The organism is Isoptericola sp. GX10416, assembly GCF_056590155.1.
This window is the reverse complement of sequence record NZ_JBWPVO010000009.1, coordinates 14,153-36,562: the sequence shown is the minus strand read 5'-3', so window position 1 is coordinate 36,562 and position 22,410 is coordinate 14,153. Positions and strand designations below refer to the sequence as shown.

At 72.9% G+C, this 22,410-nt stretch carries 25 protein-coding genes and 1 pseudogene; 6 read left to right on the top strand and 20 right to left on the bottom strand.

What is annotated here, in order from left to right:
• Positions 1-2: 2 nt before the first annotated feature.
• The 18 genes from ACWAT2_RS13440 to ACWAT2_RS13355 form a co-directional block, all read right to left on the bottom strand.
• Positions 3-374 (bottom strand): hypothetical protein, encoded by a 372-nt coding sequence (locus ACWAT2_RS13440; protein ID WP_402376674.1) that lies wholly within the window; start codon positions 372-374, stop codon positions 3-5.
• The gene (locus ACWAT2_RS13435) at positions 374-769 is read right to left on the bottom strand and encodes a hypothetical protein (RefSeq protein ID WP_402376676.1); all 396 of its coding nucleotides are present in this window, start codon (positions 767-769) and stop codon (positions 374-376) included. Before ACWAT2_RS13435 ends, ACWAT2_RS13440 begins: the two co-directional genes overlap by 1 nt.
• Positions 766-1,062, bottom strand: coding sequence for a hypothetical protein (locus ACWAT2_RS13430; RefSeq protein ID WP_402376679.1), 297 nt, complete (start codon positions 1,060-1,062; stop codon positions 766-768). The genes ACWAT2_RS13435 and ACWAT2_RS13430 overlap by 4 nt, the downstream gene beginning before the upstream one ends.
• Positions 1,059-2,012, bottom strand: coding sequence for an alpha/beta hydrolase family protein (locus ACWAT2_RS13425; RefSeq protein WP_402376680.1), 954 nt, complete (start codon positions 2,010-2,012; stop codon positions 1,059-1,061). The genes ACWAT2_RS13430 and ACWAT2_RS13425 overlap by 4 nt, the downstream gene beginning before the upstream one ends.
• The gene (locus ACWAT2_RS13420; protein WP_402376682.1) at positions 2,009-2,857 is read right to left on the bottom strand and encodes an SDR family oxidoreductase; all 849 of its coding nucleotides are present in this window, start codon (positions 2,855-2,857) and stop codon (positions 2,009-2,011) included. Before ACWAT2_RS13420 ends, ACWAT2_RS13425 begins: the two co-directional genes overlap by 4 nt.
• Positions 2,854-3,726, bottom strand: coding sequence for a beta-ketoacyl synthase N-terminal-like domain-containing protein (locus tag ACWAT2_RS13415; protein ID WP_402376683.1), 873 nt, complete (start codon positions 3,724-3,726; stop codon positions 2,854-2,856). Before ACWAT2_RS13415 ends, ACWAT2_RS13420 begins: the two co-directional genes overlap by 4 nt.
• On the bottom strand, positions 3,723-4,880 hold the full coding sequence (locus tag ACWAT2_RS13410) for a beta-ketoacyl synthase N-terminal-like domain-containing protein (RefSeq protein ID WP_402376685.1): 1,158 nt from the start codon (positions 4,878-4,880) through the stop codon (positions 3,723-3,725). The genes ACWAT2_RS13415 and ACWAT2_RS13410 overlap by 4 nt, the downstream gene beginning before the upstream one ends.
• 5 nt (positions 4,881-4,885) lie before the next feature.
• Positions 4,886-5,878, bottom strand: coding sequence for an acyl-CoA thioesterase family protein (locus tag ACWAT2_RS13405; protein WP_402376687.1), 993 nt, complete (start codon positions 5,876-5,878; stop codon positions 4,886-4,888).
• Entirely contained in the window at positions 5,875-6,690 is an 816-nt protein-coding gene (locus ACWAT2_RS13400; protein WP_402376689.1) for an alpha/beta fold hydrolase, read from the bottom strand. Before ACWAT2_RS13400 ends, ACWAT2_RS13405 begins: the two co-directional genes overlap by 4 nt.
• Positions 6,687-8,732 (bottom strand): beta-ketoacyl synthase N-terminal-like domain-containing protein, encoded by a 2,046-nt coding sequence (locus ACWAT2_RS13395; protein ID WP_402376692.1) that lies wholly within the window; start codon positions 8,730-8,732, stop codon positions 6,687-6,689. Before ACWAT2_RS13395 ends, ACWAT2_RS13400 begins: the two co-directional genes overlap by 4 nt.
• On the bottom strand, positions 8,722-9,987 hold the full coding sequence (locus ACWAT2_RS13390) for a beta-ketoacyl-[acyl-carrier-protein] synthase family protein (protein ID WP_402376694.1): 1,266 nt from the start codon (positions 9,985-9,987) through the stop codon (positions 8,722-8,724). Before ACWAT2_RS13390 ends, ACWAT2_RS13395 begins: the two co-directional genes overlap by 11 nt.
• A gap of 2 nt (positions 9,988-9,989) precedes the next feature.
• Positions 9,990-10,244, bottom strand: coding sequence for an acyl carrier protein (locus tag ACWAT2_RS13385; RefSeq protein WP_402376697.1), 255 nt, complete (start codon positions 10,242-10,244; stop codon positions 9,990-9,992).
• Between the two features lie 195 nt (positions 10,245-10,439).
• Complete coding sequence (locus ACWAT2_RS13380; RefSeq protein ID WP_402376698.1) at positions 10,440-11,114, bottom strand: transmembrane-type terpene cyclase; 675 nt, start codon at positions 11,112-11,114, stop codon at positions 10,440-10,442.
• Positions 11,111-12,166, bottom strand: coding sequence for a polyprenyl synthetase family protein (locus ACWAT2_RS13375; protein ID WP_402376701.1), 1,056 nt, complete (start codon positions 12,164-12,166; stop codon positions 11,111-11,113). Before ACWAT2_RS13375 ends, ACWAT2_RS13380 begins: the two co-directional genes overlap by 4 nt.
• Positions 12,163-13,548 (bottom strand): cytochrome P450, encoded by a 1,386-nt coding sequence (locus tag ACWAT2_RS13370; RefSeq protein WP_480048914.1) that lies wholly within the window; start codon positions 13,546-13,548, stop codon positions 12,163-12,165. Before ACWAT2_RS13370 ends, ACWAT2_RS13375 begins: the two co-directional genes overlap by 4 nt.
• A gap of 5 nt (positions 13,549-13,553) precedes the next feature.
• Positions 13,554-14,318: a bifunctional demethylmenaquinone methyltransferase/2-methoxy-6-polyprenyl-1,4-benzoquinol methylase UbiE gene (ubiE, locus tag ACWAT2_RS13365; RefSeq protein ID WP_402376705.1), complete on the bottom strand. Its 765-nt coding sequence runs from the start codon at positions 14,316-14,318 to the stop codon at positions 13,554-13,556.
• Positions 14,315-15,412 carry a prenyltransferase gene (locus ACWAT2_RS13360; protein ID WP_402376708.1) on the bottom strand — a complete coding sequence of 366 codons (1,098 nt, stop codon included), beginning with the start codon at positions 15,410-15,412 and terminating at the stop codon, positions 14,315-14,317. The genes ubiE and ACWAT2_RS13360 overlap by 4 nt, the downstream gene beginning before the upstream one ends.
• On the bottom strand, positions 15,409-16,293 hold the full coding sequence (locus ACWAT2_RS13355; protein WP_402376710.1) for a methyltransferase: 885 nt from the start codon (positions 16,291-16,293) through the stop codon (positions 15,409-15,411). Before ACWAT2_RS13355 ends, ACWAT2_RS13360 begins: the two co-directional genes overlap by 4 nt.
• Before the next feature lie 257 nt (positions 16,294-16,550).
• On the opposite strand from ACWAT2_RS13355, the gene ACWAT2_RS13350 reads away from it, so the two are divergent.
• A complete protein-coding gene (locus ACWAT2_RS13350; protein ID WP_402376713.1) occupies positions 16,551-17,120 on the top strand; it encodes a GNAT family N-acetyltransferase in 570 nt (189 codons plus the stop codon).
• A 12-nt stretch (positions 17,121-17,132) separates the two neighbouring features.
• On the opposite strand, the gene ACWAT2_RS13345 is transcribed toward ACWAT2_RS13350, so the two are convergent.
• Positions 17,133-18,215 (bottom strand): LacI family DNA-binding transcriptional regulator, encoded by a 1,083-nt coding sequence (locus ACWAT2_RS13345; RefSeq protein ID WP_402376716.1) that lies wholly within the window; start codon positions 18,213-18,215, stop codon positions 17,133-17,135.
• A gap of 96 nt (positions 18,216-18,311) precedes the next feature.
• Between ACWAT2_RS13345 and ACWAT2_RS13340 the strand changes: the two genes are divergently transcribed.
• Positions 18,312-19,541, top strand: coding sequence for an MFS transporter (locus ACWAT2_RS13340; RefSeq protein ID WP_402376719.1), 1,230 nt, complete (start codon positions 18,312-18,314; stop codon positions 19,539-19,541).
• Positions 19,542-19,544: 3 nt separating this feature from the next.
• Here ACWAT2_RS13340 and ACWAT2_RS13335 read toward each other — a convergent pair whose 3' ends face one another.
• Positions 19,545-20,204, bottom strand: a complete 660-nt coding sequence (locus ACWAT2_RS13335; protein WP_402376721.1) for a hypothetical protein — start codon at positions 20,202-20,204, stop codon at positions 19,545-19,547.
• Positions 20,205-20,252: 48 nt separating this feature from the next.
• On the opposite strand from ACWAT2_RS13335, the pseudogene ACWAT2_RS13330 reads away from it, so the two are divergent.
• From ACWAT2_RS13330 to ACWAT2_RS13315, 4 genes and pseudogenes are all read left to right on the top strand, one after another.
• A pseudogene (locus tag ACWAT2_RS13330) lies at positions 20,253-20,315 on the top strand (SEC-C metal-binding domain-containing protein); the annotation flags it as partial.
• Between the two features lie 16 nt (positions 20,316-20,331).
• Positions 20,332-20,484, top strand: a complete 153-nt coding sequence (locus ACWAT2_RS13325; protein ID WP_402376775.1) for a hypothetical protein — start codon at positions 20,332-20,334, stop codon at positions 20,482-20,484.
• A 32-nt stretch (positions 20,485-20,516) separates the two neighbouring features.
• Complete coding sequence (locus ACWAT2_RS13320; RefSeq protein WP_402376724.1) at positions 20,517-21,962, top strand: ATP-binding protein; 1,446 nt, start codon at positions 20,517-20,519, stop codon at positions 21,960-21,962.
• 25 nt (positions 21,963-21,987) lie between these two features.
• Positions 21,988-22,404: a YchJ family protein gene (locus tag ACWAT2_RS13315; RefSeq protein ID WP_402376727.1), complete on the top strand. Its 417-nt coding sequence runs from the start codon at positions 21,988-21,990 to the stop codon at positions 22,402-22,404.
• Positions 22,405-22,410: the final 6 nt, after the last annotated feature.

Genomic DNA, 22,410 nt, shown 5'->3' with positions numbered 1-22,410 from the left:
TCCTAGGCGTACCAGACGTGGTCGTGGGTGGTGAGCGCCTCGAGCACCCGCTGGGGCGACGCGACCTCGAAAAGCTCGGCGACGGCCTCGGTGACGCCGTGCTGCTCTGTCGCTCGCGCGTCCGCGAGGACCGTCAGGTCGCGCGCCGCGGCGAGGAGGCTCTGCGCACCCGCAAGGGCTCCCGGCACGTGCTCGTCAGGGGCGGCCGGGGCCGCCACCGCCGCGGCGCCGAGCAGGACGCCCTGACCGGTCAGCAGGATCGACGCCCTGCCGAACTGGAGCGCTGCGACCCGTGCGAGGTGCACGGAGTCGGCGAACTGCCGTTCCAGCGCACCACGGAACGGTCGGTCGACGATGACGAGGACGGACGGCATCACAGCCTCCCGACCGTGATCGTCCGGCCAGCTGCGCCGACGAACCGGGGGTAGAACATCGCGGGCCGGGTCCGGACCCCGTCGATGTGCTCCGTCGCGCCCCGCTCGTGGCTGCAGAAGTGGCACACCGCCCAGTCCAGCCGTCCCGGGTGCCGCGCGAGCAGCTCCTCGACGAACAGGGCGCTCGTCGGGTAGTCGACGTCACGGGCGAAGACGTTCCGGGGCTTGTCACGTTCGAGGCCCGACTGGCTGATCAGGGTCGCGTTGCCGCACGCCCACACGCCCACGGCAGCGCCCTGGTCGAGCATCGCCGAGGCGAGCGAGAGGGCCGTACCGAGGGCGTCGGACTCGTGCGGAGAGCCCAGCAGGGTGACCAGGATGTCGCGAGACCTCATCGCCACACCACCCGCGTCCGTCCGTCGAGAGCACGTGCGGCGATGTCGTCGTGGGTGAGCCGCGCCGCGGGGGCGACCCGGTCGCGCAGGCCGCGCCGCACGAGCGCGGCGTCGTCGAAGAGCACCTCGACCCCGCACTCGCGCAGAGCGTCCGCGCGTCCGTGCACCGCGTCGACGACGAAGTCGTCGGTGGCCACCGCCACCACCGGGTGCCCGGACCGCGCCAGGAGCTCGGGCAGCGGCTCGGCGCCGGCCTGCTCGGGACTGCTGAGGAGGAACAACCACGGCGTCATGTCGTGACCGCCCTCGCCTCGTGGTCGACGCCGTCACGCAGGTGCTCGTCGAGGAAGCCCACGACGTGCTCGACGTAGCCGGACGGGTCCGCCGACAGCGCACCGAGGTGCGCGGCCCGGGGCAGCACCCAGGTGCGGACGTCCTCCAGGTGGGGGGTCATCGCCGTCACCTCGTCGGCGGGCAGGAGCCGGTCGCGCCCGCCCGCGACGAGGAGCACCGGCAGGCGGCAGCCGGACCGCGGCCACCGCCGCACCGCCAGGATGCCCGCGGCGACTGCCGGCGCGACCCTGCCGACGATGCGACGGGCCGCCGGTGTCGAGATCCGCTCGTCGCGCCAGGCGAGGGCCGCCGCGAACCGGGCGATGGCACGCCGGATGTCGACGACCGGCCCGCTGTCGCAGACCACCGCGCGGAGCCCGAGGTGCTCGGCGCTCGTCGTGGCGGCAGCGCACACCGCGGGCCAGGTGGAGAACGACATCGAGAGGCATCCGAGCGTCCCGCTCACGCGCGGGTCGCTGCGCAGCTGGCCCAGGGCGTCGAGCAGGTCCGAGGTGTAGCGCGAGGACATCCCGGTCACGCTGCGGCAGCGTCCGCTCTCGCCGTGGTTGCGCATGTCGACGGTCAGCACGTGGAACCCCGCACGGTGCAGGAGCTCGACGTGCGCGAGGGTCTCCGAGCGCGACCGTCCCACGCCGTGCTGGACCAGCACCGCGTCCGGACCGGTCCCCTCGACGAACCAGCCCTGGATGTCCAGGCGGTCGCGATGCGTGCGCCAGCTCCAGCTCTCGAACTCGAGGCCACGCGCGTCGGGGGTCTCCTGCAGCGGACGCGGCGCCGGGTGGTACACCTGCCAGGCGACGCCGACGCCGAACCAGACGGCCCGCACGGCCGCCGCCGCTTCGCGCCACAGGCCTGTCGTTCGCCCCGTCGCGCCGGTCGGCCGGCTCACGTCGTCAGACCTTCGCCACCGTCGGCCGCGATGACGTTGCCCGTCATCCAGCTGCTGCGGGTCGCCACCAGGGCCGACACGACCTCGGCGACGTCGTCGGGCGTCGTGAGCCGCTCGTGCGGGTTCGCCGCCCGGGCGACGGCGGCCAGCCGGTCGCTGCCGGGGATGCGGTCGAACGACGGCGTGATGGTCACCCCGGCGCGGACCGCGTTCACGGCCACCCCGCAGGGCGCCGCCTCGACCGCGAGCTGGCGGACGTGCGCGAGCAGCGCCGCCTTGGCCGCGGAGACAGCACCGTAGGACGCGCTGACGCGCGAGTCACCGGCGCTGGTCATGGCGAGGACGTGGCTGCCACGGCCGAGCAGACCCGCGTCGAGCAGCTCACGGGTCCACCAGACGAGCGAGTGCGCCATCACCTCCAGCGTCATGGTCATCTGGCGGGGCGTGAGGAGGGTGGCGTCCTCCCGGCTCTCACCGGGCCGGGACAGGTAGGGCAGCAGCGTGCCGAAGGCCAGCGAGTGGAACAGCAGCCCGACCCGCACCGGGCCTGCGGACGCGAGGTCGCTCACGATCTCCGCGCACGTCGCGTGCGACGCCGCGTTGGCGTTGACGAACCGGACCTCGACCCCGGTCGCCTCCAGGTCCCGGACGACGCCGGCCGCCTCCTCGGCGCGCACGGCGGTGTCCAGGTGGACGCCCAGGATCGACATGCCGTCGGCTGCGAGCCGACGAGCCACGGCCGCACCCATGCCGCTGGACGCGCCGAGGACGACGGCCCACTCGCCCGTCCGGGTGCCCTGCGCCGGGCGGGACCGCGGCCGGGTCTCCACGTCTGCTGTGCTCATGGGGTCATGCTCCTGACAGGATCGGATTCGTGGGTACTGACCGGTGAGTGCTCGACGACGACGCCGGTGGCGGCCCCCGACGGGTCGGCGACGACGACGGCGAGGTCGTCGCCGTCCCGGACGGCCTCGACCAGCCGCAGAGCACCTGCCAACGGGCCCGAGCCGTCGGACGACGATCCGCCCGGCTCGACGACCAGCACCGGGACGGATGCGGTCGGCTCGAGGTTCGCCCGCACCAGGCGTGCGGCGCTCGCCGGGTCCCCGGCCACGAACGCCGAGGCGGTGCGCACGTGCCCGCCGGCCCCGCCGGTGCGCAGCTGCAGCGCGATCGCGCCGCACTCCGTCGGCCTGCCACGGCTCTGCCCGCCGTCGGGCACCTCGACGGCCACCACGGTCGCCTCGTCGACACGGCCCAACGCCAGCGCCCGCCGCGCACAGGCGATCGCGTCCAGCACCGCGGTGCCCGTGCTGGTCACGGTGACGGACGGGCCGGTGGCGCCCAGGTCGTTCGCCGCGCGGGAGGGCACCAGGTTCACCGAGAAGTACGGCGCCCCGGTCGGCGGGAGCGACTCGGTCCCCTCGGAGAGGATCCGGCCGTCCAGGTCCGCCAGGCAGTGCGAGGCGGCCGTGCTGGAGCCGAGCCACAGCCCGAGCCGGTCCCCGGCGGTGGACTCCGCCGTCGACCCGTCCGGAGGACTCAGCCGGCGCACCGCCGCGAGGGCGAGCTGCGCGGGCAGGGGAAGCTGCCGATACCCGCGGCGGCCGAGGTGCTCCCGGACGTCGAACCACGCGCCGTCGGACGGTATCCGGGGTGCCTCCGGAGCGTCCTCGGGCAGGCAGACGGAGTGTGCGACCACTGTGACGCTCATGGGACCCCCTGGAAGACGAGGGTGGCGTTGTTGCCACCGAAGGCGTACGCGTTGACCACGGCCGCCCCGGCGACCGGAGACGGGACGTCGTGCAGGTATCCCGTCATCTGCGGCATGAGCTCCCCGACGTCGCAGTTCGCCGGGACCTTGCCCTCACGCAGGCACAGCACGGCCATCACGGCGGCGAGCGCACCGGCGCCACCGCCCGTGTGCCCGATGAGTGCCTTCGCGCTGTAGACGGGTGGCGCGTCCGCCGGCTCCGGCCAGAGGTCGCGCAGCAGCTCGGCCTCGACCTGGTCGTTCAACGTGGTCCCCGTGCCGTGCGGGACGACCAGCCCGATTCCCTCCGGGGCGAGGCCCGCCTCCTCGAGCGCGACGCTGAACGCGCGCCGCGCCTGCACGCCGTCCGCTGCCGGTGCGGTCGCGTGCCCGGCGTCGCAGCTGAATCCTGCGCCGCCGAGCAGCACGTCACCGGCCGCTCCGGCGGCCGCACCGTCCGTCCGGTCGAGGACGAGGGCGCCCGCACCCTCCCCGAAGGCCGTCCCCGCCCGGTCCACGGCGAAGGGGCGGCAGCGCTCGGGGTCCAGCGCCGCCATCTGGTTGAAGCACCCGAGAGCCACCCTCGAGTAGGCCTCGACCCCGACGACGACGACCCGGTCGCACTCGCCCGTCGCGATCAGGTCGGCAGCGTGGCCGACGGCGTAGGCACCCGCGGCGCACGCGTTGGCGACGTTGAGGACGGGCCCCTGGAGCCCCAGCTCGGTCGCCACGTCGGCGGCGATGCCGTACAGCTCCGGCGCCTCCTCGGCCGCGCCCTCCCGGACGCGCTCCGACTCGCCGCTGTTGCCCATGCACGACCCGACGACCAGCCCGGTGCGTCCCGGTCGCGGTCCAGGGCCGGCGTCGCGCACCGCCTCGGCTGCCGCCCGGACGGCCAGCCGCCCCGCGCGCGAGCGTCCCGGACCGTCGAACGACCGGTCACGCTCGGACGTGCTGCCCGCGACGAGATGGATCAGCCGCACCGGTCCGTCCATGTGCGCGTCGCCGATCTCCACCGGTGCCACCACGGCATCGGTCATCCCGTCCCACACCTCGGCGACCGTGCTGCCGGCATGGCACACGGCGCCGATCCCGCTGACCTTGGCGAGGGGCATCGTGCTCAGCCCCGCACGGCGGTCAGGAGACGCTCGTCGAAGTCCACGAGGCTCCAGTCGCGCCGGTCGTCGATGACGGCGTAGCCGTGGGTGATCTCACCGACGGCCACCGGGACGAGCTCGCCGTCCCGCTCCACGTAGCAGGTCATGCTCGACGTGTAGGTGACGCCCTTGAAGTCGTGGACGACCTCGAAGACGGTGACGAGCTCCTCCTCCATGAGCGCCTCGCCGGTCAGCTCGATCGTGGAGCTGGGGACGACGGGGATCCAGTTCTGCTCGTCCAGGAGGGTGCGGATGCTGGCGCCGCGCTCCTCGAGGAAGAGGTCGACGACCTCCTCCATCTGGCGCAGGAAGCCCGACATCTGCATGCGCACCGTGTGGTGGCAGTAGAAGTACGGGATGCGCCACGACCAGACGACCGCGGGGCGGTCCCCGCTGCGCAGCCGGGGGTCGACGGCGGTGCTCACGCCGCCGCGACCGGTCAGGAGCGTGTCGCCGAGCGCGTCGGCCGGCACGTTCGGCGGGACCGGCACGGTCGGCTCGAGGCGCGCGACGACGGCGGGCCGGAGGAACGCGGGGACGTCGTCGACACCGTCACCGTGGCGGTCCTCGGCACGCAGCTGGACGGTGACGGTCGAGGTGACGGCCTTCACCTCGTGCCCGTCACGGTCGACCTTCCCCGCCACCTTCGCCGTCAGGCCGGAGTCCCCGACGGCGACCGTCACGGCGAACCTCACCTCGTCGTCGATGTGCAGGGCGTGCAGGATCCGCGTCGTGATGCCCACGAGGTCGACCCCGACGCCTGCCTCCTCGAACAGTCTGCGGCTGGGCCATCCGTTCTGCCGCAGCCAGTCGAGGACGGCTTCCTCGACGAGGTAGTTCACGTGCTTGAACCCGATCCAGGTGCAGATGTTGGTGCCCTCGAACCGAGGGCGGAGGGTCGTCTCGGTCGTCGCCCGGTCGGGTGCGGCGACGGTCTCGATCACAGCGGATGTCATGTCAGCTCCTTGCGTGGTTGACGCCGTCCCCGCGGGACAGGCTGGTGGCTCGACCGCGCCGTCGCGGCTCGTGCGGACCGGGGGTGCACCGTCCGGTGCGCCGACCGGTCGATCGCGTCCCGGACGACCCCGGCCACCAGCGCCGGGTCGGTCGTCATCGGGAAGTGGTCGCCCGCCTCGACGGGGTGCAGCCGTGCCCACGGCAGCACCCGCGCCAGCTCCACCGCGTCGGCCGGGGGCGCGACGCCGTCCGCGGTCCCGTACACCACGTGCACGGGGACGGTGGCGGCCGCCGTCTCGGCGGCCGGCGTGGCCAGGTAGGCGGACATGAAGGCCATCCAGCCGTACGCCCCCATCCGGTCGCGGACGGACCGCGCCATCGCCCGGCGGATCTCCGGGTCGATCCGGTGCCCGGTCCGGGAGACCAGCCCCGTCTCGAGGAACTCGTCGAACCGGGTCAAGAAGTGCTCCAGGGTCGACCAGCGGAAGTCCCGGGCGGAGGACCGGTAGAACGGGGAGACGATCACGGCCGCCCGGGGCTGCACTCGGTCGCGGCCGCACAGGTGCGCCAGCACGAGCGAGGCCGCGAAGGAGTGCGCCACCAGGACGTCGCCGGACCGCACGAGCCGCGACGTGGCCTGCTGCGGGTCCCACCCGGGCTCGGCCCAGCCGCCTCCCGCCTGTGCGTGCCACGGCACGTCCGCGACGTCGGCCGACACGTCGGGGCGCAGCCGGGTCAGCTCCGCGACAGTCTCGTCCCAGAGGCCGGGCGCGCCGGCCAGGCCCGACAGGATGCGGACACGGGTGCTCACGAGGCGCTCACCCACCACGTGCCGGTCGGGCCCTCGACCGCGCTGACGCCGTCGTGGGCCGCGGGGACCGCCGCGAGCGCCGAGACGACGGCGAGCGCCGCACCCAGCGTGGCCGTGGTCCCGCGGACCTCCGCTCCCTGCGCCGGTGCGGCCCGGCCGTGGTCCACCGTCCGGGCCGGCCTCGTCGTCCCGGGACGTCCGAGCAGCAGCGCGACGGACCCGTGCGCGAGCTCGTCACCGGTCAGCGCGGCCACCTGGTCGGACGGCGCCTCGGCGACCAGGTAGAGCACCTCGTCGCAGCGTCCGGACCGGATGAGGTGGACCGCCCACCGCAGCGCGTCCCAGCCGCCTGCGGCGCCGGTGTCCATGGTCAGGCAGGGGCCGGTCACGCCCAGCCGGATCGCGGCGGTCGCCGCGAGGACGTTGCGGCTGGCGTTCGGCAGCTCCAGCGCGCTGGTCGACTGCACGCCCTCGGTCTCGATCTGACCGGCGACCTCGCACACGGTGGCGGTGTTGCCGTAGGCGGAGGCCGCCACGATCCCGCGGCGCAGACCGTCCTCGAAGAAGGTGCTCCCGTCGTCCCGGCTGCCCAGGGTCCACCTGCCGGCCGTGGCCTCTGCCGCGGCGACCATCGCGACACGCGTCGCCGGCGTCATGGTGCGGAAGCCCTTGCGCCCGACGGCGGCACGCAGGTCGAACGGTTCGCCGTCGGACGCCACGGGTGCGGACGACCCGGCGACGCCGTGGACGCCGTCGTCGGGGAAGCACGCTCCCGCCGCCAGCACCTCGACGGTGCCGTAGGGCCCGGCCAGCAGGCGAGCCGACGCCCCGTCGCGTGGCTCCGTGGTGGTGCCGGCGCGCTGGGCCCGGACCGTCCCGGCCCAGGCGTCCGCCACCGCTCGGGGGCGCGGGTCGCGTTCGAGGATCGCGACGGCGTTGAGGCCGCCGAAGCCGAACGCGTCGACCTGTGCCAGGCGCGGGTCGTCGAGGTCTCGGGTCCGGCCGCTGAGCGAGAGGCCCGCCGCGGCCGGGTCGACGTGGTCGAGTCCGACCGTGCCGGGGAGCGTGCGCCGCCGCAGCGTCTCGACGGCCATGCACAGGCTGAACAGACCGGACCCTCCCGACGTGTGCCCGGTGGCGCCCTTGACGCTCGTCACCGGGACGCTGCCGGGCACGACGCGCGACAGGGCGGCCGCCTCCGCCCGGTCGTTGAGGACCGTCCCGGTGCCGTGCGCGTAGACGGCGTCCAGGTCGTCCGCGTCGATCCCGGCGGCGGCGTGGGCGGCCCGGATCGTGTGCTCGATGCCGGCGTCGTCCGGCGCGGTGGAGTGGAAGGCGTCGCAGCCGAGCGCCACGGCCCGCACCGCGACGAGGTCCGGGGAGCTCGCCCGGGCGTCACCCCGCCGCAGGACCACCGCGGCCGCTCCGTCACCCATGATCACGCCCAGGCGATCGGCGTCGAACGGCCGCACGCTCGTCGGCGGGTCGAGATGCACGCGGTCCAGGAGCCCGAACATGCTCTGCGAGAGCACGTCCACCCCGGCCACCACGACGGCGTCCGCCGTCCCCTCGACGATCAGGTCGCACCCCACGGCCAGGGCGTAGAGCGATGCCGAGCAGGCGTTGGAGAAGACCTGGACGTCCTCCGCGTCGGTCGCCAGGCGTACGCCCTCGACCAACGAGCTCTCGGCGTCGTCGAGAGGCTTGCCGTCCAGCCACGCAGACTCCACGGTCCGGGTCTCGCCCAGGCCGGTACCGACGACGACGGGGACGCCCCGCAGCGACGCCAGACCGGCGTCGGCGGCCGCGTCCTTGACCGCCTCGACCAGCAGCCGGGACGCGAGCAGGTGCTCACGTTCCGCCCTCGGGGGCTCGCTCACCTGGTAGGCGTTCCGGACGCCGAACCGCGCGGCCGGGAACGCGACCAGCGGCCCGACGCCGCTGTCCCCGGCCACCAGCCGTTCGAAGCACTCGTCCACCCCCGCGCCGACGGCGCACAGCGCGGCCGTCCCGGCGATCACCGGGTACGTGTCATGTCGCATCGGTCTGCTCCTCCTCGACGCGGGGCCGGCCCAGGACGACGACCGCGTTGTTCCCACCGAAGGCGAGCCCGTCGTTGACCACGACCTGCAGGTCGGCCGCCCGGCTCTCGTTGGGCACGCAGTCGACCGGGCAGTCCTCGTCGGTCTGCCGGTGGTTGATGGTCGGCGGGGCGAACCCCGACTCGATCGCGATGGCACAGGCGGCCGCACCGAGCGCGCTGGCCGCGCCCATGGCATGGCCGAGCATCGACTTGATCGACACCGTCGTGGGGACCTTCTCGCCGAAGACCCTGCCGAGAGCGGCGCACTCGGTGACGTCGTTGGCGCGGGTCCCCGTCCCGTGCGCGGACACGAGGTCCACGTCGGCCGGGGTGACGCCGGACCCGTCGAGCGCCGACTCGATGCACCGGGCGATGCCCGTCACGTCGGGCGCCACAGGGTGGGACGCGTCGCAGGACAGCCCGTAGCCCAGGACCTCGGCATAGATGCGGGCGCCGCGGGCACGTGCCGCCGACTCCGTCTCCAGGTGCAGGACGCAGCTGCCCTCACCTGTCAGGATCCCCTGCCGGTCGGCGTCGAACGGCCGGCAGACGTCCGGGGTGATCGTCCCCAGCCGGTAGAAGCCGGTGAACGTCTTGCGGCACAGGGCGTCCGCACCCCCGACCAGGGCGTACTGCGCCTCGCCGGAGCGGAGGGCCTCGAAGCCGTAGCCGATGGCGTAGTTGCCGGCCGCGCACGCCGTGGCGATCGTCGCCACGTCGACGTCGGAGAGACCCAACGACCGCGCGACCGCGGTCGACAGGCGGAACGGCTGGACCCTGCTGCGCAGCCGGTCGGCGCCGTCGTCCCCGACGCCGTGCAGCACCTCGAGCCGGACGAGCTCGTCGATGTCCTGCGACTCGCCGTCGGTCGTCCCGACGGCGACCGCTCCGCGCAGCGGCCGCAGCTGCTCCGCCGTCAGCCCCGCGTCGGCGATCGCCTGCGTCGCCGCCCCGACGGCGAACTGGGCTGCGCGCCCGTCGGGGGACGTCGCGTCCGAGGCCCGGGGGACCTCGCACGCGAGCTCGCGGTCGTAGCCCGTGGTGTCGAACGCCGTGATCGGAGCGGCGCCGGACACGCCGTCGCGCAGCGCCTCGCGGAACTCGTCGACGCCCTCACCGACGGAACTGATGACCCCGATGCCGGTGATGACGATGCGTTCGACCGGCGCCGGCGTGACGCCGACGGCGGGCTCGTCCAGGACGGTGGCGGGCATCCCTACTTCCTCGCCAGCGCCTCGTCGACGACGGACAGGACCCCGTCCATGTTGACCATGCGCGCCATGTCGGCCTGCGCGATGTCGATCCCGAAACCACGCTCCAGCGAGGAGACGATCTCGATCGCCCGCAGCGAGTCGGCGTCGTGGTCCTCCTTGAACATGCTGGTCCGGGTGACCTCGTCGGGTTCGACCTCGAGGATGTCGCAGACGATGTTCTTGATCTCGTCCTGGATCTCGTCGATGGTGACAGTCATGGCGCTCCGCCCTTGTCGTGAGTTGGGTCCTGGTGTGCCGTGCGGCTGAACGGCCAGGACGAGTCTTGGCCGGACGCCGGGGCGGACCAAGGGTTCCGGCATGAAGGTGCAAGGCGGCCGTCTCTCCGGCGAGGGGCGTGGCAGCAACCGGTCAGTCCTGTACGCGGACGGGGGGCCGGTCCCTCAGCGGGCGCCTCAGGCCCGGACCGCGGGCAGGCGGCGCAGGAGGGCCACGTAGGCGACGTCGGCGACCAAGCAGACGACGTACAGCACGGTCAGGAGCGGTCCCCGTGCGAAGTCGTCGCGGCTGAAGAAGAACATGGCCAGCGAGAAGAGAGCGGTCCCGACGAGCTTCGCGACCGCGATCGGGATCGACTGCCCGCGCCGGTCACCGCGCGCCAACGCCATCTGCACGAAGCAGAGAGACATCATGACGTTGATCCCGAAGATGCAGTAGGCACCGCCGTAGTCGTCGAACTCGGCGATGAACGACAGCTGCAGCACGGTCGCGACGGCGATCGCCAGGGGAACCGTCAGGCGGCTCCACCGGGCGCCGAGCGACGGCAGCTCCCGGGGGACGTAGCGGATCACCTGGCAGACGATCACGACGTCGACCGCCGCCCACAGGAAGTTCGACCAGCGCAGCAGACCCTCGGCCGGGTGGACGACCGCGAAGATGAGCTCGTTGCCGATGTTCGCCGCCAGCGCCGCCAGCGGCATGCCGTAGGTGCGGTCCAGGAACCCCCGACGGACCACCAGGACGTACGCGAGGAGCCACGCGAGGGTCCCCAGACCGCTGATCACCGTGAAGACGGTGGCCGCCGGCACCGAGCCCAGCGCCAGCGGCAGGTCGGCGCTCGCCGGGATCATCGCGTCCGGCCACGCAGTGCGGTGAGCACCTCCAGGAGCACGGACACACCCGGGGCGTCCCCGAGCGCCGTCAGCGCGTCGCCGGCAGCGGCGAGAGACTGCCCGGCGAGCTCCGTCCCTCGTCGCAGGTTGCCTGTCCCGGCGACGATCTCGACGACCGCCCGGTGGTCCTGGTCGACGTCCGGCGCCGCGAAGAAGGCCTCGAGCACCCGCCGCTCGGACGCGGTGCCGTGCTCGTACGCCGTCACCACGGGCAGGCTCGCGCGCCGGCACCGCAGGTCGCTCTCCGGTGACTTCCCCGACTCCTCGTGCGTGCTCAGGTACGGGAGCAGATCGTCCTGCACCTGGAACGCCAGGCCGAGCTGGTTCCCGTACTGCCGCAGGAACCCGCGGGCGTCGTCCGCCCCGGCGACCACCGCCCCGAGCTCGGCGCACACCCGCAGGATGGAGGCGGTCTTGAGCATGACGACGCGGCGGTAGGTGTCGAAGGTCAGGTCGGCACGGACGGTCGCCTGCTCCTGCAGCACCTCTCCCGAGCAGAGCTCGTGCCCCATCGCCGCCACCAGCCGCACGGCCTCCGCGACGGTCGCTGCCGGGAGGCCGCTCTCGGCGATCGCCCGGAACATGGCGAAGATCAGGGCGTCGCCCGTCAGGAGCGCACTCTCCGTGCCGTACGCCGACCACACGGACGGCCTCCCCCGCCGCGTCCGGTCGCCGTCGATGATGTCGTCGTGCACGAGGCTCGCGGAGTGCCCCACCTCCATGGCGACCGCCACCTTCGCGACGGCCGAGAGGTCGGCCCCGCACCCGGCGGCGGCGGCCAGCATGATCAACGGACGGACCATCTTGCCCGCGGGCAGGCAGGCGTGCTCCATCGTCACCCGCAGGCCCGCGCCGTCCTCGAACGGCAGGGTGCGCAGGAAGTCCTCGAGCCCGCCGCGCGCCACCCGCAGCAGGTCGTCACGGGAGAGGTCCGTGGCGGTCCGGACGCCCGGACCGGGCACGCCCAGCGGCCGGACCGGGCGGGCCGACGTCGACGGGGCGGTGGTCATGCTGGGCTCACCGCCAGCCGGACCGGCCCCGCGACGCGTCCCAGCGGGGCGTAGACGTGCCGCGGGGCACGGACAGCCGCGGGTCTCGACGGGTGGGCGATCTCGGCGCTCCGGAGCAACGTCGCGAAGACGGTCCGCACCTGCCGCTCGGCGAGCTGTCCGCCGACGCAGGCGTGCGGACCGACACCGAACGGCATGAAACCCGGCATCGCACCCCCGCGCACGCGCGCACCCTGCTGCCTCCGGTCGGGCGCGAAGCGCTCCGGGTCGAACCGGTCGGGCTCCGGCCACGACGACGGGTCGCGCAACCCCGAGCCGAGCAGCCCGAAGACGAGACTGTCGCGCGGGATGGGCCTCCCGGCGACCTCGCACTCCACGACGTTGCGCCGCATGACGTGCGAGGCGACCGGGTAGAGCCGCATCGACTCCCGCCAGACCATCCCGACGGTCTGCAGGGCGTCCTCGCCCGGAGCGGCGTCGTCGCAGACCTCGGCACGGATCCGCGCCTGCCAGTCCGGCGCGGAGGCGAGGAGATGGGCCATGCTGGCCGCCGAGTTCGCCGTCGTGTCGAAGGCCGCGAGCATCGTCGAGACGAAGGTGCGGACCAGCGTGTCGTCGTCCGCCCAGTCGAACGTGCCCCGAGCGGCCCGGAACCGGCTGAAGAGGTCGGGGCCGTCGACGCCGTCGCGCAGCCGGGCCATCAGGGCGTCGTGGAGCGTGCGGTACGCGCCGAGCAGGGGCCGGCGGACCAGGACGCCGGCCGGGCCGAGCGCAGGGGTGAAGCTGGCACGCCACAGGTTCGCGATCGCACGGTCGAGCTCACGCGCGCGCCGAGGATCGCGTATCCCGAGGAACGTCAGCGCCGTCATGTCCGCGAGGAGACGCCGGACGTCCGCCGCGAAGGAGGTCCGTCCCGACGCGACCCAGCCTGCCACCGCCCGGCGCACGAGCTCGCGACAGCCCGCCGCCGTGCCGTGACCGACGAGCTCCGGGGACAGCAGACGCCGTACGTCGCGATGCGGCGGCCCGTCGAGCGTCAGGATGCCGTCCCACCCCTGGATGCGGGGGTCCATCCCGGACAGGTAGAAGCCCCAGGCCGAGGCGGCCGACCAGATCCCGTCACGGTTGCGCGCCATGCGGGCGACGGCGACCGGGTCCGCCACGCACACGATCGGGTCGACACCGAACATGTGCCGGTAGACGGGTCCGTGGCGTTCCCGCTGCCGCCGCAGATGGTCCTCGCCCCGCGTCGCCCATCCCACGAGGTTGGTCAGGCCGGCCGGGATGCCGGACCGTCCGGGGAGTTCCGACAGGTCGCGCGCGGGCCTGGTCCGGGGCACCCGTCGATCACCGCCGGGCGGGACGGCGACGGGCGTGCTCACCCGTGTCATGACGAGGTGGTCGGGCTCGCCAGGTACACGGTGCAGATGCCGTTGCTCATCGGGCGCACCGTGACGTCCCCGAACCCGGCGTCCTCGAGCATCGTCCGGAACGCGCCGGGCGACGGGAACGTGGCGACCGACCGTGGCAGGTACCGGTAGGCCGCGGGGTCCGCCGACAGCACCCGGCCCACCAGCGGGACGAACGTGCGGAAGTACGTCCAGAAGCCCAGCCGGAAGAGCGCTCCTCGTGGCCGGGAGAACTCCAGCACCAGGCACTCGCCGCCCGGAGCGAGGACCCGGCGCATCTCGGCCAGGCTCTCCTCGAGAGCCTCGAAGTTGCGCACCCCGAACACGGCGGTGACGAGGTCGAACCGGTCGTCGTCGAACGGCATGGACGCGCAGTCGCCCTGGACGAGAGTCACCTGCGCGTCGGGCGCCTCCTTGGTGACCCGGCCCCGTGCGAGGCTCAGCATGCCGGCCGACAGGTCGAGACCCGTCACCTCGTCGACGTCCAGCATCCGGTGCAGGTCGACGATCATGTCCCCCGTCCCGGTCGCGACGTCCAGGGCACGGCCGGGGCGCCGACGGCTCAGCATCTGTATCGCTCGACGCCGCCAACGGCGGTCGAGCCCGAGACTGATCACCCGGTTGAGGGCGTCGTACCGCTCGGCGATCGAGTCGAACATCGACCCGATCTGCGCCGTCTTCGCGCGGTCGTCCGCGTACGGCGTCACCCGTGCCGCCTCGTTCTTCGTCTCCTTGCGTGTCATGGCGCGTCGATCCTCTCGGGTTCCTGGGGGTGTCGGCGCCACCGGAACACGCCGTTGCCGGACAGCCAGAACGCCGCCGGCAGGAAGCTCACGACCGCACAGGCCACGAGCAGCCACCGGTCCACGGGGTCGACGCCGGGCGGGGTCGGCAGCAGCGCCGTGGCGAGCAGCATGCTCGACCCGATGAGCACGAAGTTCCGGTAGACGAAGAAGTCGCTCATCTTCCTCATGAAGTACGTGTGGTCACGCCACCGCCGCATGAACCGGAACGTCTCGACGGCGTGGAGGATCGCGGCGGGGAGCGCCACCAGGTAGAGCGGCCGGTCCACGGCCAGCCCGCACAGGAGCCCGACGACGACGATCGCCGTCACCCACGGGACGCGCGCGGCGTACTCCCTGCCGTACCGGACGACGAGAGTCCGCTTGCCGCCGGCCGCGTCCTCCTCCAGGTCCAGCATCTCCTGCACGTGGAGGCTGCCGAACCAGATGACCCCCAGGACGACGGAGACAGCGACCACCTGGAGGTCGAGGGAGGCGACCAGGTTCCAGCTGCCCGTGTCCGTGACGTCGGCGCCGGAGCCCAGCCGCAGCGCGAGGTAGGCCGAGCACACGAGGACGGGGCCGAACGCGACGAAGTTCGCCAGCTCGCCCAAGCCGTTGTACGACAGCTTGACGACGGCGTTGTACCCGAAGAGGAAGAAGAACCCCACCGCGACGCAGAGCAGGAACCGCCAGCCGACCTGGCTGATGATGACTCCCAGCAGGACCGCGTAGACGACCAGCAACGTCCAGAAGAACCGGCGCACCGACTCCATCCGCAGCCGCCGGCCCGTCAGGACGCCGCTCCCTCCCGAGAAGAGCGTCAGAGGGTCGGACGACTCCGCCGGGAACTCGTTGCGGTAGTGCTGGAAGTCCTTGATCTCGTCCCACACCTCCATGAAGGCGTGCGAGGTGAAGGCGGCCGCGACGACGACCGCGGCGAGCCATGGCTTGCTGTAACCCTCCGACCACGCCTGGAAGATGCCGGCCGTCGCGGCCAGCGTGCTCGCGATCGTCCAGTGCGGGCGGATCAGCCTGAAGTACGCCGAGCTCATGGCGCCGTCCCCTCCTCGGAGGATGCCTGTGCCAGCACGAAGATCTCCGCGGGGCCGGCCACGACCTCCGGGCGCTCGCAGCCGGAGGCCACCAGGATGCGACGCACCTGGTCGGCGAGCGCCGTCGGACGCTGCTCGTCGAACCGCCCCGAGTCCGGGTCGTACATCCCGTGGACCTCACCGCCCGGCGCCTCGTCGCACACGTACCCGTTCGGCACGGAGTAGACGAGCGTGCCGCCTGGACGCACCATGCGACGGGACTTCCGGACGAACTCGCCGACGTCCACGGAGGTGCTGTTGACCGTCCGCAGGGCGAAGAACAGGTCGAACGCGCCGGCCGGGCCGTCCCAGCCCTCGAACGTGCTGTTCGTGCAGCGGACGGCGTCGTAGTCGTGCAGATGGGTCCCGGCCGCCGACAGCGCGCGCGTGCTCACGTCGACCAGGTGGAGCTCGACGCGGGGGTCGGGGACCAGCATCCGCACCTCGCGGGCGTCGTTCACGCCGACTCCCAGCGCCGAGCGCACGCCGACGCGCGGCAGCCGGTCCCGGATCGGTGCGGACCACGTCGTCGGATAGAGGTCGCGCAGGTCGTTGACCTCGTCCCAGCGTCCGTACTTGTCGTCGTAGGCGCCCCGGAGTGCCGAGAAGACCGTCGCGGCGAACGTCTCCAGCCCTGCACGCCGACCGGTCCGGCGCCAGGCCGCCTCCAGCGCGGCGTCCGAGCGGGCGTCTCGCGGGTGGAGGTCGGCGGGGTCGATCGGCCCGACCGACCCGCTCAGCCTGCTCCGGAAGGCCTCGACGATGCTCAGCTCGCGGTGCGGTCGCGCGGGCGCTGGACCCGCCGCCGCGGCCACCGCCGTCGGCTGCCCTGCCGCGGTCATCGTCGACCCGCGCAACACGTGGCGATCATGGCGCACCGTCCTTGTCTCCGATCGAGTCCTGGCGGGAGTCTTCAGCAGCGGAGTCGGCGGCCAAAGGCTTTCGGCATGAACATGCAAGGGCCGGCGTCGACACCTTCCCGGGTGGCAGCAACCAGACACGGCGCCCGGCCCGGCCCGGGCAGCCACGCGCCGCTGGCGCTCCGTGCGGGCCGCGCCCACCGGGTCGGCGCGCCCGCCCCGGGTTAAAGTGCCTCACCGTGACTAAGGTGACCGCCCCGCTCCCTGCTCCCCTGCCCATCAGGACGAGCCGGCTCACGCTGCGCGCGTACCGCGACGACGACCTCGGGCCGCTGCTGGACTACTACGCCGACCCAGAGGTCGCACGGTTCCTCCTCGAGGAGCCGTGGACCCGCGAGCATGCCGAGACCCAGCTCGCCCTGCGTCAGCAGCGCACCGGCGTCGACGGTCCCTCGTCGGCGCTGGCCCTGGTCGTCGAGCACGAGGGAACGGTGATCGGCGACGTCGCCCTGTGGACGACGGGAGACACCATGTCGCGCGGGGAGGTCGGCTGGGCCTTCAACCCGGCGTTCGGCGGCCGAGGCTTCGCGACGGAGGCGCTGCGCTCCCTGCTCGGCGTGGCGTTCGACCGGTACCGGATGCACCGCGTGGTGGCCCAGCTCGACGCGCGCAACGAGCCGTCGGCCCGGCTCTGCGCCCGGGTGGGGATGCAGCGCGAGGGTCACCTGCGGGCGGACTGGTGGTCCAAGGGTGAGTGGACCGACACCCTGGTCTACGGGCTCCTCCAGCAGGAGTGGCAGCGACCCTGAGGGTCGCGTGACTCAGGCGGAGTCGCGCACCACGAGCGAGGTCGGCAGGGTGACGGCGGACGGCTCCTCGCCCTCGACGACGCGCAGCAGGAGCCGCACCATCTCGGCACTGATCCGCTCGTAGGGCTGGCGCATGGTCGTCAGCGCCGGGTGGAGCTGGGCGGCCACCCCGTTGTCGTCGAACCCGGCCACCGCGACGTCGTCGGGCACCGTACGCCCCGACGTCTGCGCGGCGGTCAGCGCGCCCGCGGCCATGAGGTCGCTGTGGACGAACACGGCGTCGACGTCCGGGTGCTCGGCCAGGAGCCGCGCCATGCCGAGCCGACCGCTCTCGCGCGAGTAGTCGCCGTGGACCACGAGCCCCTCGTCGAACCGCTCCCCCAGCGCCTCGCGGTAGCCCTGCAGGCGCAGGACACCGCCGGGCGTGTCCAGGGGGCCGGTGATGGTGGCGATGCGGCGGCGCCCGGAGGCCATGAGGTGCTTGGTCATCGCGCGACCGCCGGAGAGGTCGTCGGCCGCGACGTACGCCACCTTGTCCTCGTAGCCGAGGGGGACACCGCACGCCACCGTCGGGATGCCGAGGTCCAGGAGCTCGGCCAGCATCGGGTTGCCCGCGTGGGAGCTGATGAGCAGGACGCCGTCCACGTGCCCCGCCTCGACGTAGTGCGCCACGCGGCGGCGCTCCTCGGCGGTGCCGGCGACGAGCAGGACCATGGGCATCTCGCGCGCGGCGGCCGCCTGGGTGGCGCCGCGCAGCAGCAGGGAGAAGTTGGGGTCCTCGAAGAGCAGGTGCTGCGGCTCCGTCAGGAGGAACGCGATCGAGTTGGAACGGCCTGTGACCAGCGACCGGGCGTGCTCGTTGGCGCGGTAGCCGGTGCGCTTGATGGCGGCGTCGACGGCGGTGCGTGCCTCGGGCGAGACCCAGTGGCCGCCGTTGATCACGCGCGAGACGGTCCCGCGCGACACACCGGCGACGGCGGCGACGTCACGGATCGTCGGCCGCTTCGGGGTCTTACGGGCTCGGCGTGCGGTGGACGACGGCGGAGCCTGCTCGGGCGCGGTGGCCCCGGCGTCGCCGGTGGTCGGGCCTTCCATGGTCGATGAGTCTAGCCGGAGGGCTGTGAACGATCACAGTGCAGGTGCGGGCGGTGGCGCGACCGTTTGGCGCCCAGCGTGCATAGAATCGTTTCGATGACCACCGCCGGCCCCGCCGTCGACCCCCGCCGCGCCACCATCATCCTGGTCGCGCTGGCCTCCTCGACGTTCCTCTTCGTGACCGTGGAGTCGCTGCCCTCCGGGCTGCTGACCCTCATGGCACCCGACCTCGACCGGCCGACCTCCCAGATCGGCCTCCTGGTCACCGCCTACGCGCTCGTGGTGCTCGTCAGCTCGGTACCGCTCGCGCACCTCACCCGCGCCGTGCCCCGCCGGTGGGTCCTGGCGGCCTGCGCGGGCGTCGCCGCCGTGGCCACCCTCTGGGCCGCGCTGACGCCGTCGTACGAGCAGCTCGTCATCGCCCGCGTGGTCACCGCGCTCGCCCAGGCGCTGTTCTGGGTGGCCGTGGTGCCGGCCACCGCCGGCCTGTTCCCACCCGGCGCGCGCGGCAAGGCCATGGCCCGCCTCGCGATCGGCAACTCGCTCGCCCCCGTGCTGGGCGTGCCGGCCGGGACCTGGCTCGGAGAGATCACGTCGTGGCGGACCACGTTCGTCGCCGTCGCGGTGCTGTCCACGATCATCACCGTCATCGTCATCGTCATGTTCCCGTCGGTCGCACCGTCGGCCGGTGGCGCGAGCGAGGCACCCTTCCCGTCGGGGCGGCGGTTCGGGTTCCTCATGGTCACCACCGTGCTGGTGGTCACCGGTGCGTTCGGGATCATCACGTTCGTCACGCAGTACCTGCAGGACGTCGCAGGGTTCAGCCAGTCCGACATCCCGCTGCTGCTCCTGCTGCAAGGCGGCGCGGGCGTGGCGGGCGCCGTCGTCGTCGGCCGGTTCCTCGACCGACGGCCTGCCGGCTCCCTCCTGGTCGGGTGTGCGCTGCTGGTCGTGGCGCTGCTCTCGTTGTGGGCGTTCGGCGACTCGAAGGCCGGCGCCGTCGTCTCCCTCGCGCTGTTCGGCTTCGCGTTCTCCACCGTGCCGCCCGTGATGTCCCACCGCGTGCTGCTCGTCTCCCCGCGCGGGACCAACATGGGTCAGGCCATCTCGTCGTCCCTGTTCAACCTGGGGATCGCCGCGGGGTCCGGTCTGGGAGCCGCGCTGGTGACCGTGGTGGGCGTGCGGTTCGTGCCCCTGCTCAGCGCCGCGATGGTGCTGCTGGCGCTGGTGACGGCGCTCGTCGAGGAACGTCGGAACCCGCCGCTGGGGTCCGTGGCCGCAGCATCGGTGGACGAAGTCCTGGAGGACGGCGCGCAGCCGGCCTGACCGTCACGTCTCGCCGTCGAACACCCCGCCGTCGAGCAGCCAGTTGTAGCGCAGGCGGAGGGCGCGTTCGGTGCTGGCCATGAGGGCGAGCACCAGAATCGTGACGTTGCTCCAGGCGGGGAGCACGATCGGCGACGTGAAGGAGCCGACACTCTCGGCGACGAACGGGATCTGCGAGACCTCCTGCACGAGCTGCGGCACACCCAGCACGAGCGAGACGAGCAGGACGACGACGGACACCAGGCTGACGGTCCGGCTCGCGGCCGGGTGTTCACGATCCAGCCGCGCGCGACGCCCCTCGGCCGACGAGCGGTCCGGGACGAGCTGCCGCTCGCTGCCGTCCTCGGCCACGAAATGGCAGCGCTTGAGCCCGTAGTTGCTGGCCGCCACCTCCACGGCACCACCCGGAACCGGGAAGGTGGCCGGGAGCTTCGACCGGGCGTGGTGAACACCGTCGCGATAGAGGTGCGCCCGGACCTCGCCGTCCGAGTCGCCCCCCAGCTTGACGTCCACGGTCCAGGTCTGCCGGCCGGCCACTCCATCGAGGTGCAGGTGGAACAGAGCCCGCGAGAACAGTTGCCACCACCGGTAGGGCTGCAACGGCCGCCCGTCCCCGGGCTCGACCTGCCGAGCGGCTCGGCGACGCTTCCAGTCCTCGTACACCCCGATCACTCTATCCGGGTCCCGGAGGGGGTACGTCAGGATGTCCTCATGGACGACGCCGCACGCTGCCCCTGCCTGAGCGGTCTGCCCTACGGCGAGTGCTGCGGGCCGCTGCACTCGGGCGGGCGTGCTGGTCGTCGCTCTGGTCGGGCTGTGGGCCGCCGGGACGTCTCCGGCGGGTGCCGTGGCATGCCTGGCCCTCTTCGGGTTCGCGTTCTCCACCGTGCCGCCCGTGCTGTCCCACCGCGTGCTGCTCGAAGAGCTCCCAGGCAACCGGTAGACGATTAGTATCGCCACGATTACACTAATCGCATGGAAGCCTACTCCTGGCCTCGTGTCACGCAGTTCCACAACCGCACCGCGGAGCTGCAACGCCTCGCAGCGTGGTGGGCCTCCCCGGAGGCGGACCCCGTCGCTCTCTCCGGCCGCCGGCGCGTCGGGAAGTCCTGGCTCCTGCACCGGTTCGCCCACGGCAAGCCCGCCGTCGTCCTGGTGGCCGACCGACTGTCTCCGGGCATGCAGCTCGACCGCCTCGCTGCTCAGCTCGCACCGCACCTCGGTGTGACGCCCCACCTCGAGAGCGCAGCCGACCTGGTCCGCGCTCTCTATCGACTGGCCCGCGACAAACAGGTCCTCGCCGTGGTCGATGAGTTCCCCTACCTGCTCGGGACCACCGCAGCGGAACAGCGGGCCCACCTGACGTCGATCCAGGCCGTCATGGAGGAGGAACGTGACCACTCGCACCTGAAACTGGTTCTCGCCGGCTCGACCCTCTCGGTGATGGAGTCGCTGCAGGCGGAGAAAAACCCCCTCCACGGGCGCACCACACCGCTGCGCCTGCGGCCGTTGCGCTTCGTGGGCGCCACAGAGTTCATGGCGGGCGACGACCCCGTCACCCAGCTGCAGCGCTTCGCCGTCGCGGGCGGCATGCCCCGCTACCTCACGGCGCTCGCGGGGCGCCCGCTCCTCGAGTCGATCACCGAGCAGGTCGTCGATCCCTACGGCCCGCTCTTCAACGAACCCTTCGCGCTGCTGTCCGCCGAGCTACGAGAACCCACCACCTATCTATCGATACTCGCCGCCTTGGCCGCGCGCCCTCAACAGATCGCGGACATCGCGGGCATGCTGCACACGCCGGCACAGCGCCTCCCGGAGTACCTCGCAACCCTCGAGGAGCTGCATCTCGTCTCCCGGCATCGGCCTGTCGGTGCCGCTCCGCAGAGCAGGAACACCCAATGGCGCTGCGACGACGACTTTCTCCGGTTCTGGTTCCGGTTCGTGCACCCGCGACGCGGGGACCTCGAGGCGGGCCTCGATGCACGCAGGTACGTCGAGTCACGGATCGCTCCGGCTCTGGCCGACCACGCGGCACAGACCTTCGAAGAGGTCTTGAAGGACTGGGTGCGCGCCCGGTACAGCGCCGAAGCACCCGCCGTCGGCGGATGGTGGGGTCCTGCGCTTCATCCCCTGCGCCGCGCGAAGGAGAGGTTCACCGAGGAGATCGACGTCGTGGGCCTCGACGGGCGGACCGTACGCGTCGTCGCCGAGGCGAAGTGGACGAGCTCGCCCGTGGACACCGATGTCCTGAGAGACCTGCGCGAGTACAAGATTCCGGCGTTGGCCCAGGCCGGCCTGTCGACGGAAGGGGCGTCGGTCGTCCTGGCCGCGCGGTCAGGCTTCACCCGGCGGCTGGTCGATGCGGCCGGCAGCGACCCTGCCGTGAAGCTCGTCCGGGCAGAGGACATCCTCGCGCCCTGACCTCGGCGTGAGGGAGCATGCCTTCATGGACGACGCCGCACACTGCCCCTGCCTGACCGGCCTCCCCTACGGCGAGTGCTGCGGGCCGCTGCACGCCGGTGCGCGGCCCGCGGCCACCGCCGAGGCGCTCATGCGGTCGCGGTACTCGGCCTTCGCCGTCGGCGACGCTCCGTACCTCCTGCAGACGTGGCACCCGACGACGCGGCCGGCCTCCCTGGAGCTGGACCCCGACCAGCAGTGGCGCCGGCTCGACGTCCTGGCCACGCGCGGCGGCGGCCCGTTCGACGACGACGGCGAGGTGGAGTTCGTCGCGACGTTCCGGTCGGGGGCGGGGTCGAGCGTGCGCGGGCGGCTGCACGAGCGTGGGCAGCTGCACGAGGTGAGCCGGTTCGTCCGCGAGGGCGGCCGCTGGTTCTACGTCGACGGGGACATCGCCGGGTGAAATATC

Excerpts from the sequence above, each read along its gene's own strand:
- ACWAT2_RS13380 (WP_402376698.1), bottom strand. The coding sequence starts at position 11,114 with ATGATCCCGGCGAGCGCCGACCTGCCGCTGGCGCTGGGCTCGGTGCCG.
- ACWAT2_RS13390 (WP_402376694.1), bottom strand. The coding sequence starts at position 9,987 with ATGCCCGCCACCGTCCTGGACGAGCCCGCCGTCGGCGTCACGCCGGCG.
- ACWAT2_RS13395 (WP_402376692.1), bottom strand. The coding sequence starts at position 8,732 with ATGCGACATGACACGTACCCGGTGATCGCCGGGACGGCCGCGCTGTGC.
- ACWAT2_RS13410 (WP_402376685.1), bottom strand. The coding sequence starts at position 4,880 with ATGCCCCTCGCCAAGGTCAGCGGGATCGGCGCCGTGTGCCATGCCGGC.
- ACWAT2_RS13315 (WP_402376727.1), top strand. The coding sequence starts at position 21,988 with ATGGACGACGCCGCACACTGCCCCTGCCTGACCGGCCTCCCCTACGGC.
- ACWAT2_RS13355 (WP_402376710.1), bottom strand. The coding sequence starts at position 16,293 with ATGACCGCGGCAGGGCAGCCGACGGCGGTGGCCGCGGCGGCGGGTCCA.
- ACWAT2_RS13405 (WP_402376687.1), bottom strand. The coding sequence starts at position 5,878 with ATGACATCCGCTGTGATCGAGACCGTCGCCGCACCCGACCGGGCGACG.
- ubiE (WP_402376705.1), bottom strand. The coding sequence starts at position 14,318 with ATGACACGCAAGGAGACGAAGAACGAGGCGGCACGGGTGACGCCGTAC.
- ACWAT2_RS13430 (WP_402376679.1), bottom strand. The coding sequence starts at position 1,062 with ATGACGCCGTGGTTGTTCCTCCTCAGCAGTCCCGAGCAGGCCGGCGCC.
- ACWAT2_RS13375 (WP_402376701.1), bottom strand. The coding sequence starts at position 12,166 with ATGACCACCGCCCCGTCGACGTCGGCCCGCCCGGTCCGGCCGCTGGGC.
- ACWAT2_RS13360 (WP_402376708.1), bottom strand. The coding sequence starts at position 15,412 with ATGAGCTCGGCGTACTTCAGGCTGATCCGCCCGCACTGGACGATCGCG.
- ACWAT2_RS13345 (WP_402376716.1), bottom strand. The coding sequence starts at position 18,215 with ATGGAAGGCCCGACCACCGGCGACGCCGGGGCCACCGCGCCCGAGCAG.
- ACWAT2_RS13440 (WP_402376674.1), bottom strand. The coding sequence starts at position 374 with ATGCCGTCCGTCCTCGTCATCGTCGACCGACCGTTCCGTGGTGCGCTG.
- ACWAT2_RS13340 (WP_402376719.1), top strand. The coding sequence starts at position 18,312 with ATGACCACCGCCGGCCCCGCCGTCGACCCCCGCCGCGCCACCATCATC.
- ACWAT2_RS13320 (WP_402376724.1), top strand. The coding sequence starts at position 20,517 with ATGGAAGCCTACTCCTGGCCTCGTGTCACGCAGTTCCACAACCGCACC.
- ACWAT2_RS13385 (WP_402376697.1), bottom strand. The coding sequence starts at position 10,244 with ATGACTGTCACCATCGACGAGATCCAGGACGAGATCAAGAACATCGTC.
- ACWAT2_RS13420 (WP_402376682.1), bottom strand. The coding sequence starts at position 2,857 with ATGAGCACAGCAGACGTGGAGACCCGGCCGCGGTCCCGCCCGGCGCAG.
- ACWAT2_RS13435 (WP_402376676.1), bottom strand. The coding sequence starts at position 769 with ATGAGGTCTCGCGACATCCTGGTCACCCTGCTGGGCTCTCCGCACGAG.
- ACWAT2_RS13415 (WP_402376683.1), bottom strand. The coding sequence starts at position 3,726 with ATGAGCGTCACAGTGGTCGCACACTCCGTCTGCCTGCCCGAGGACGCT.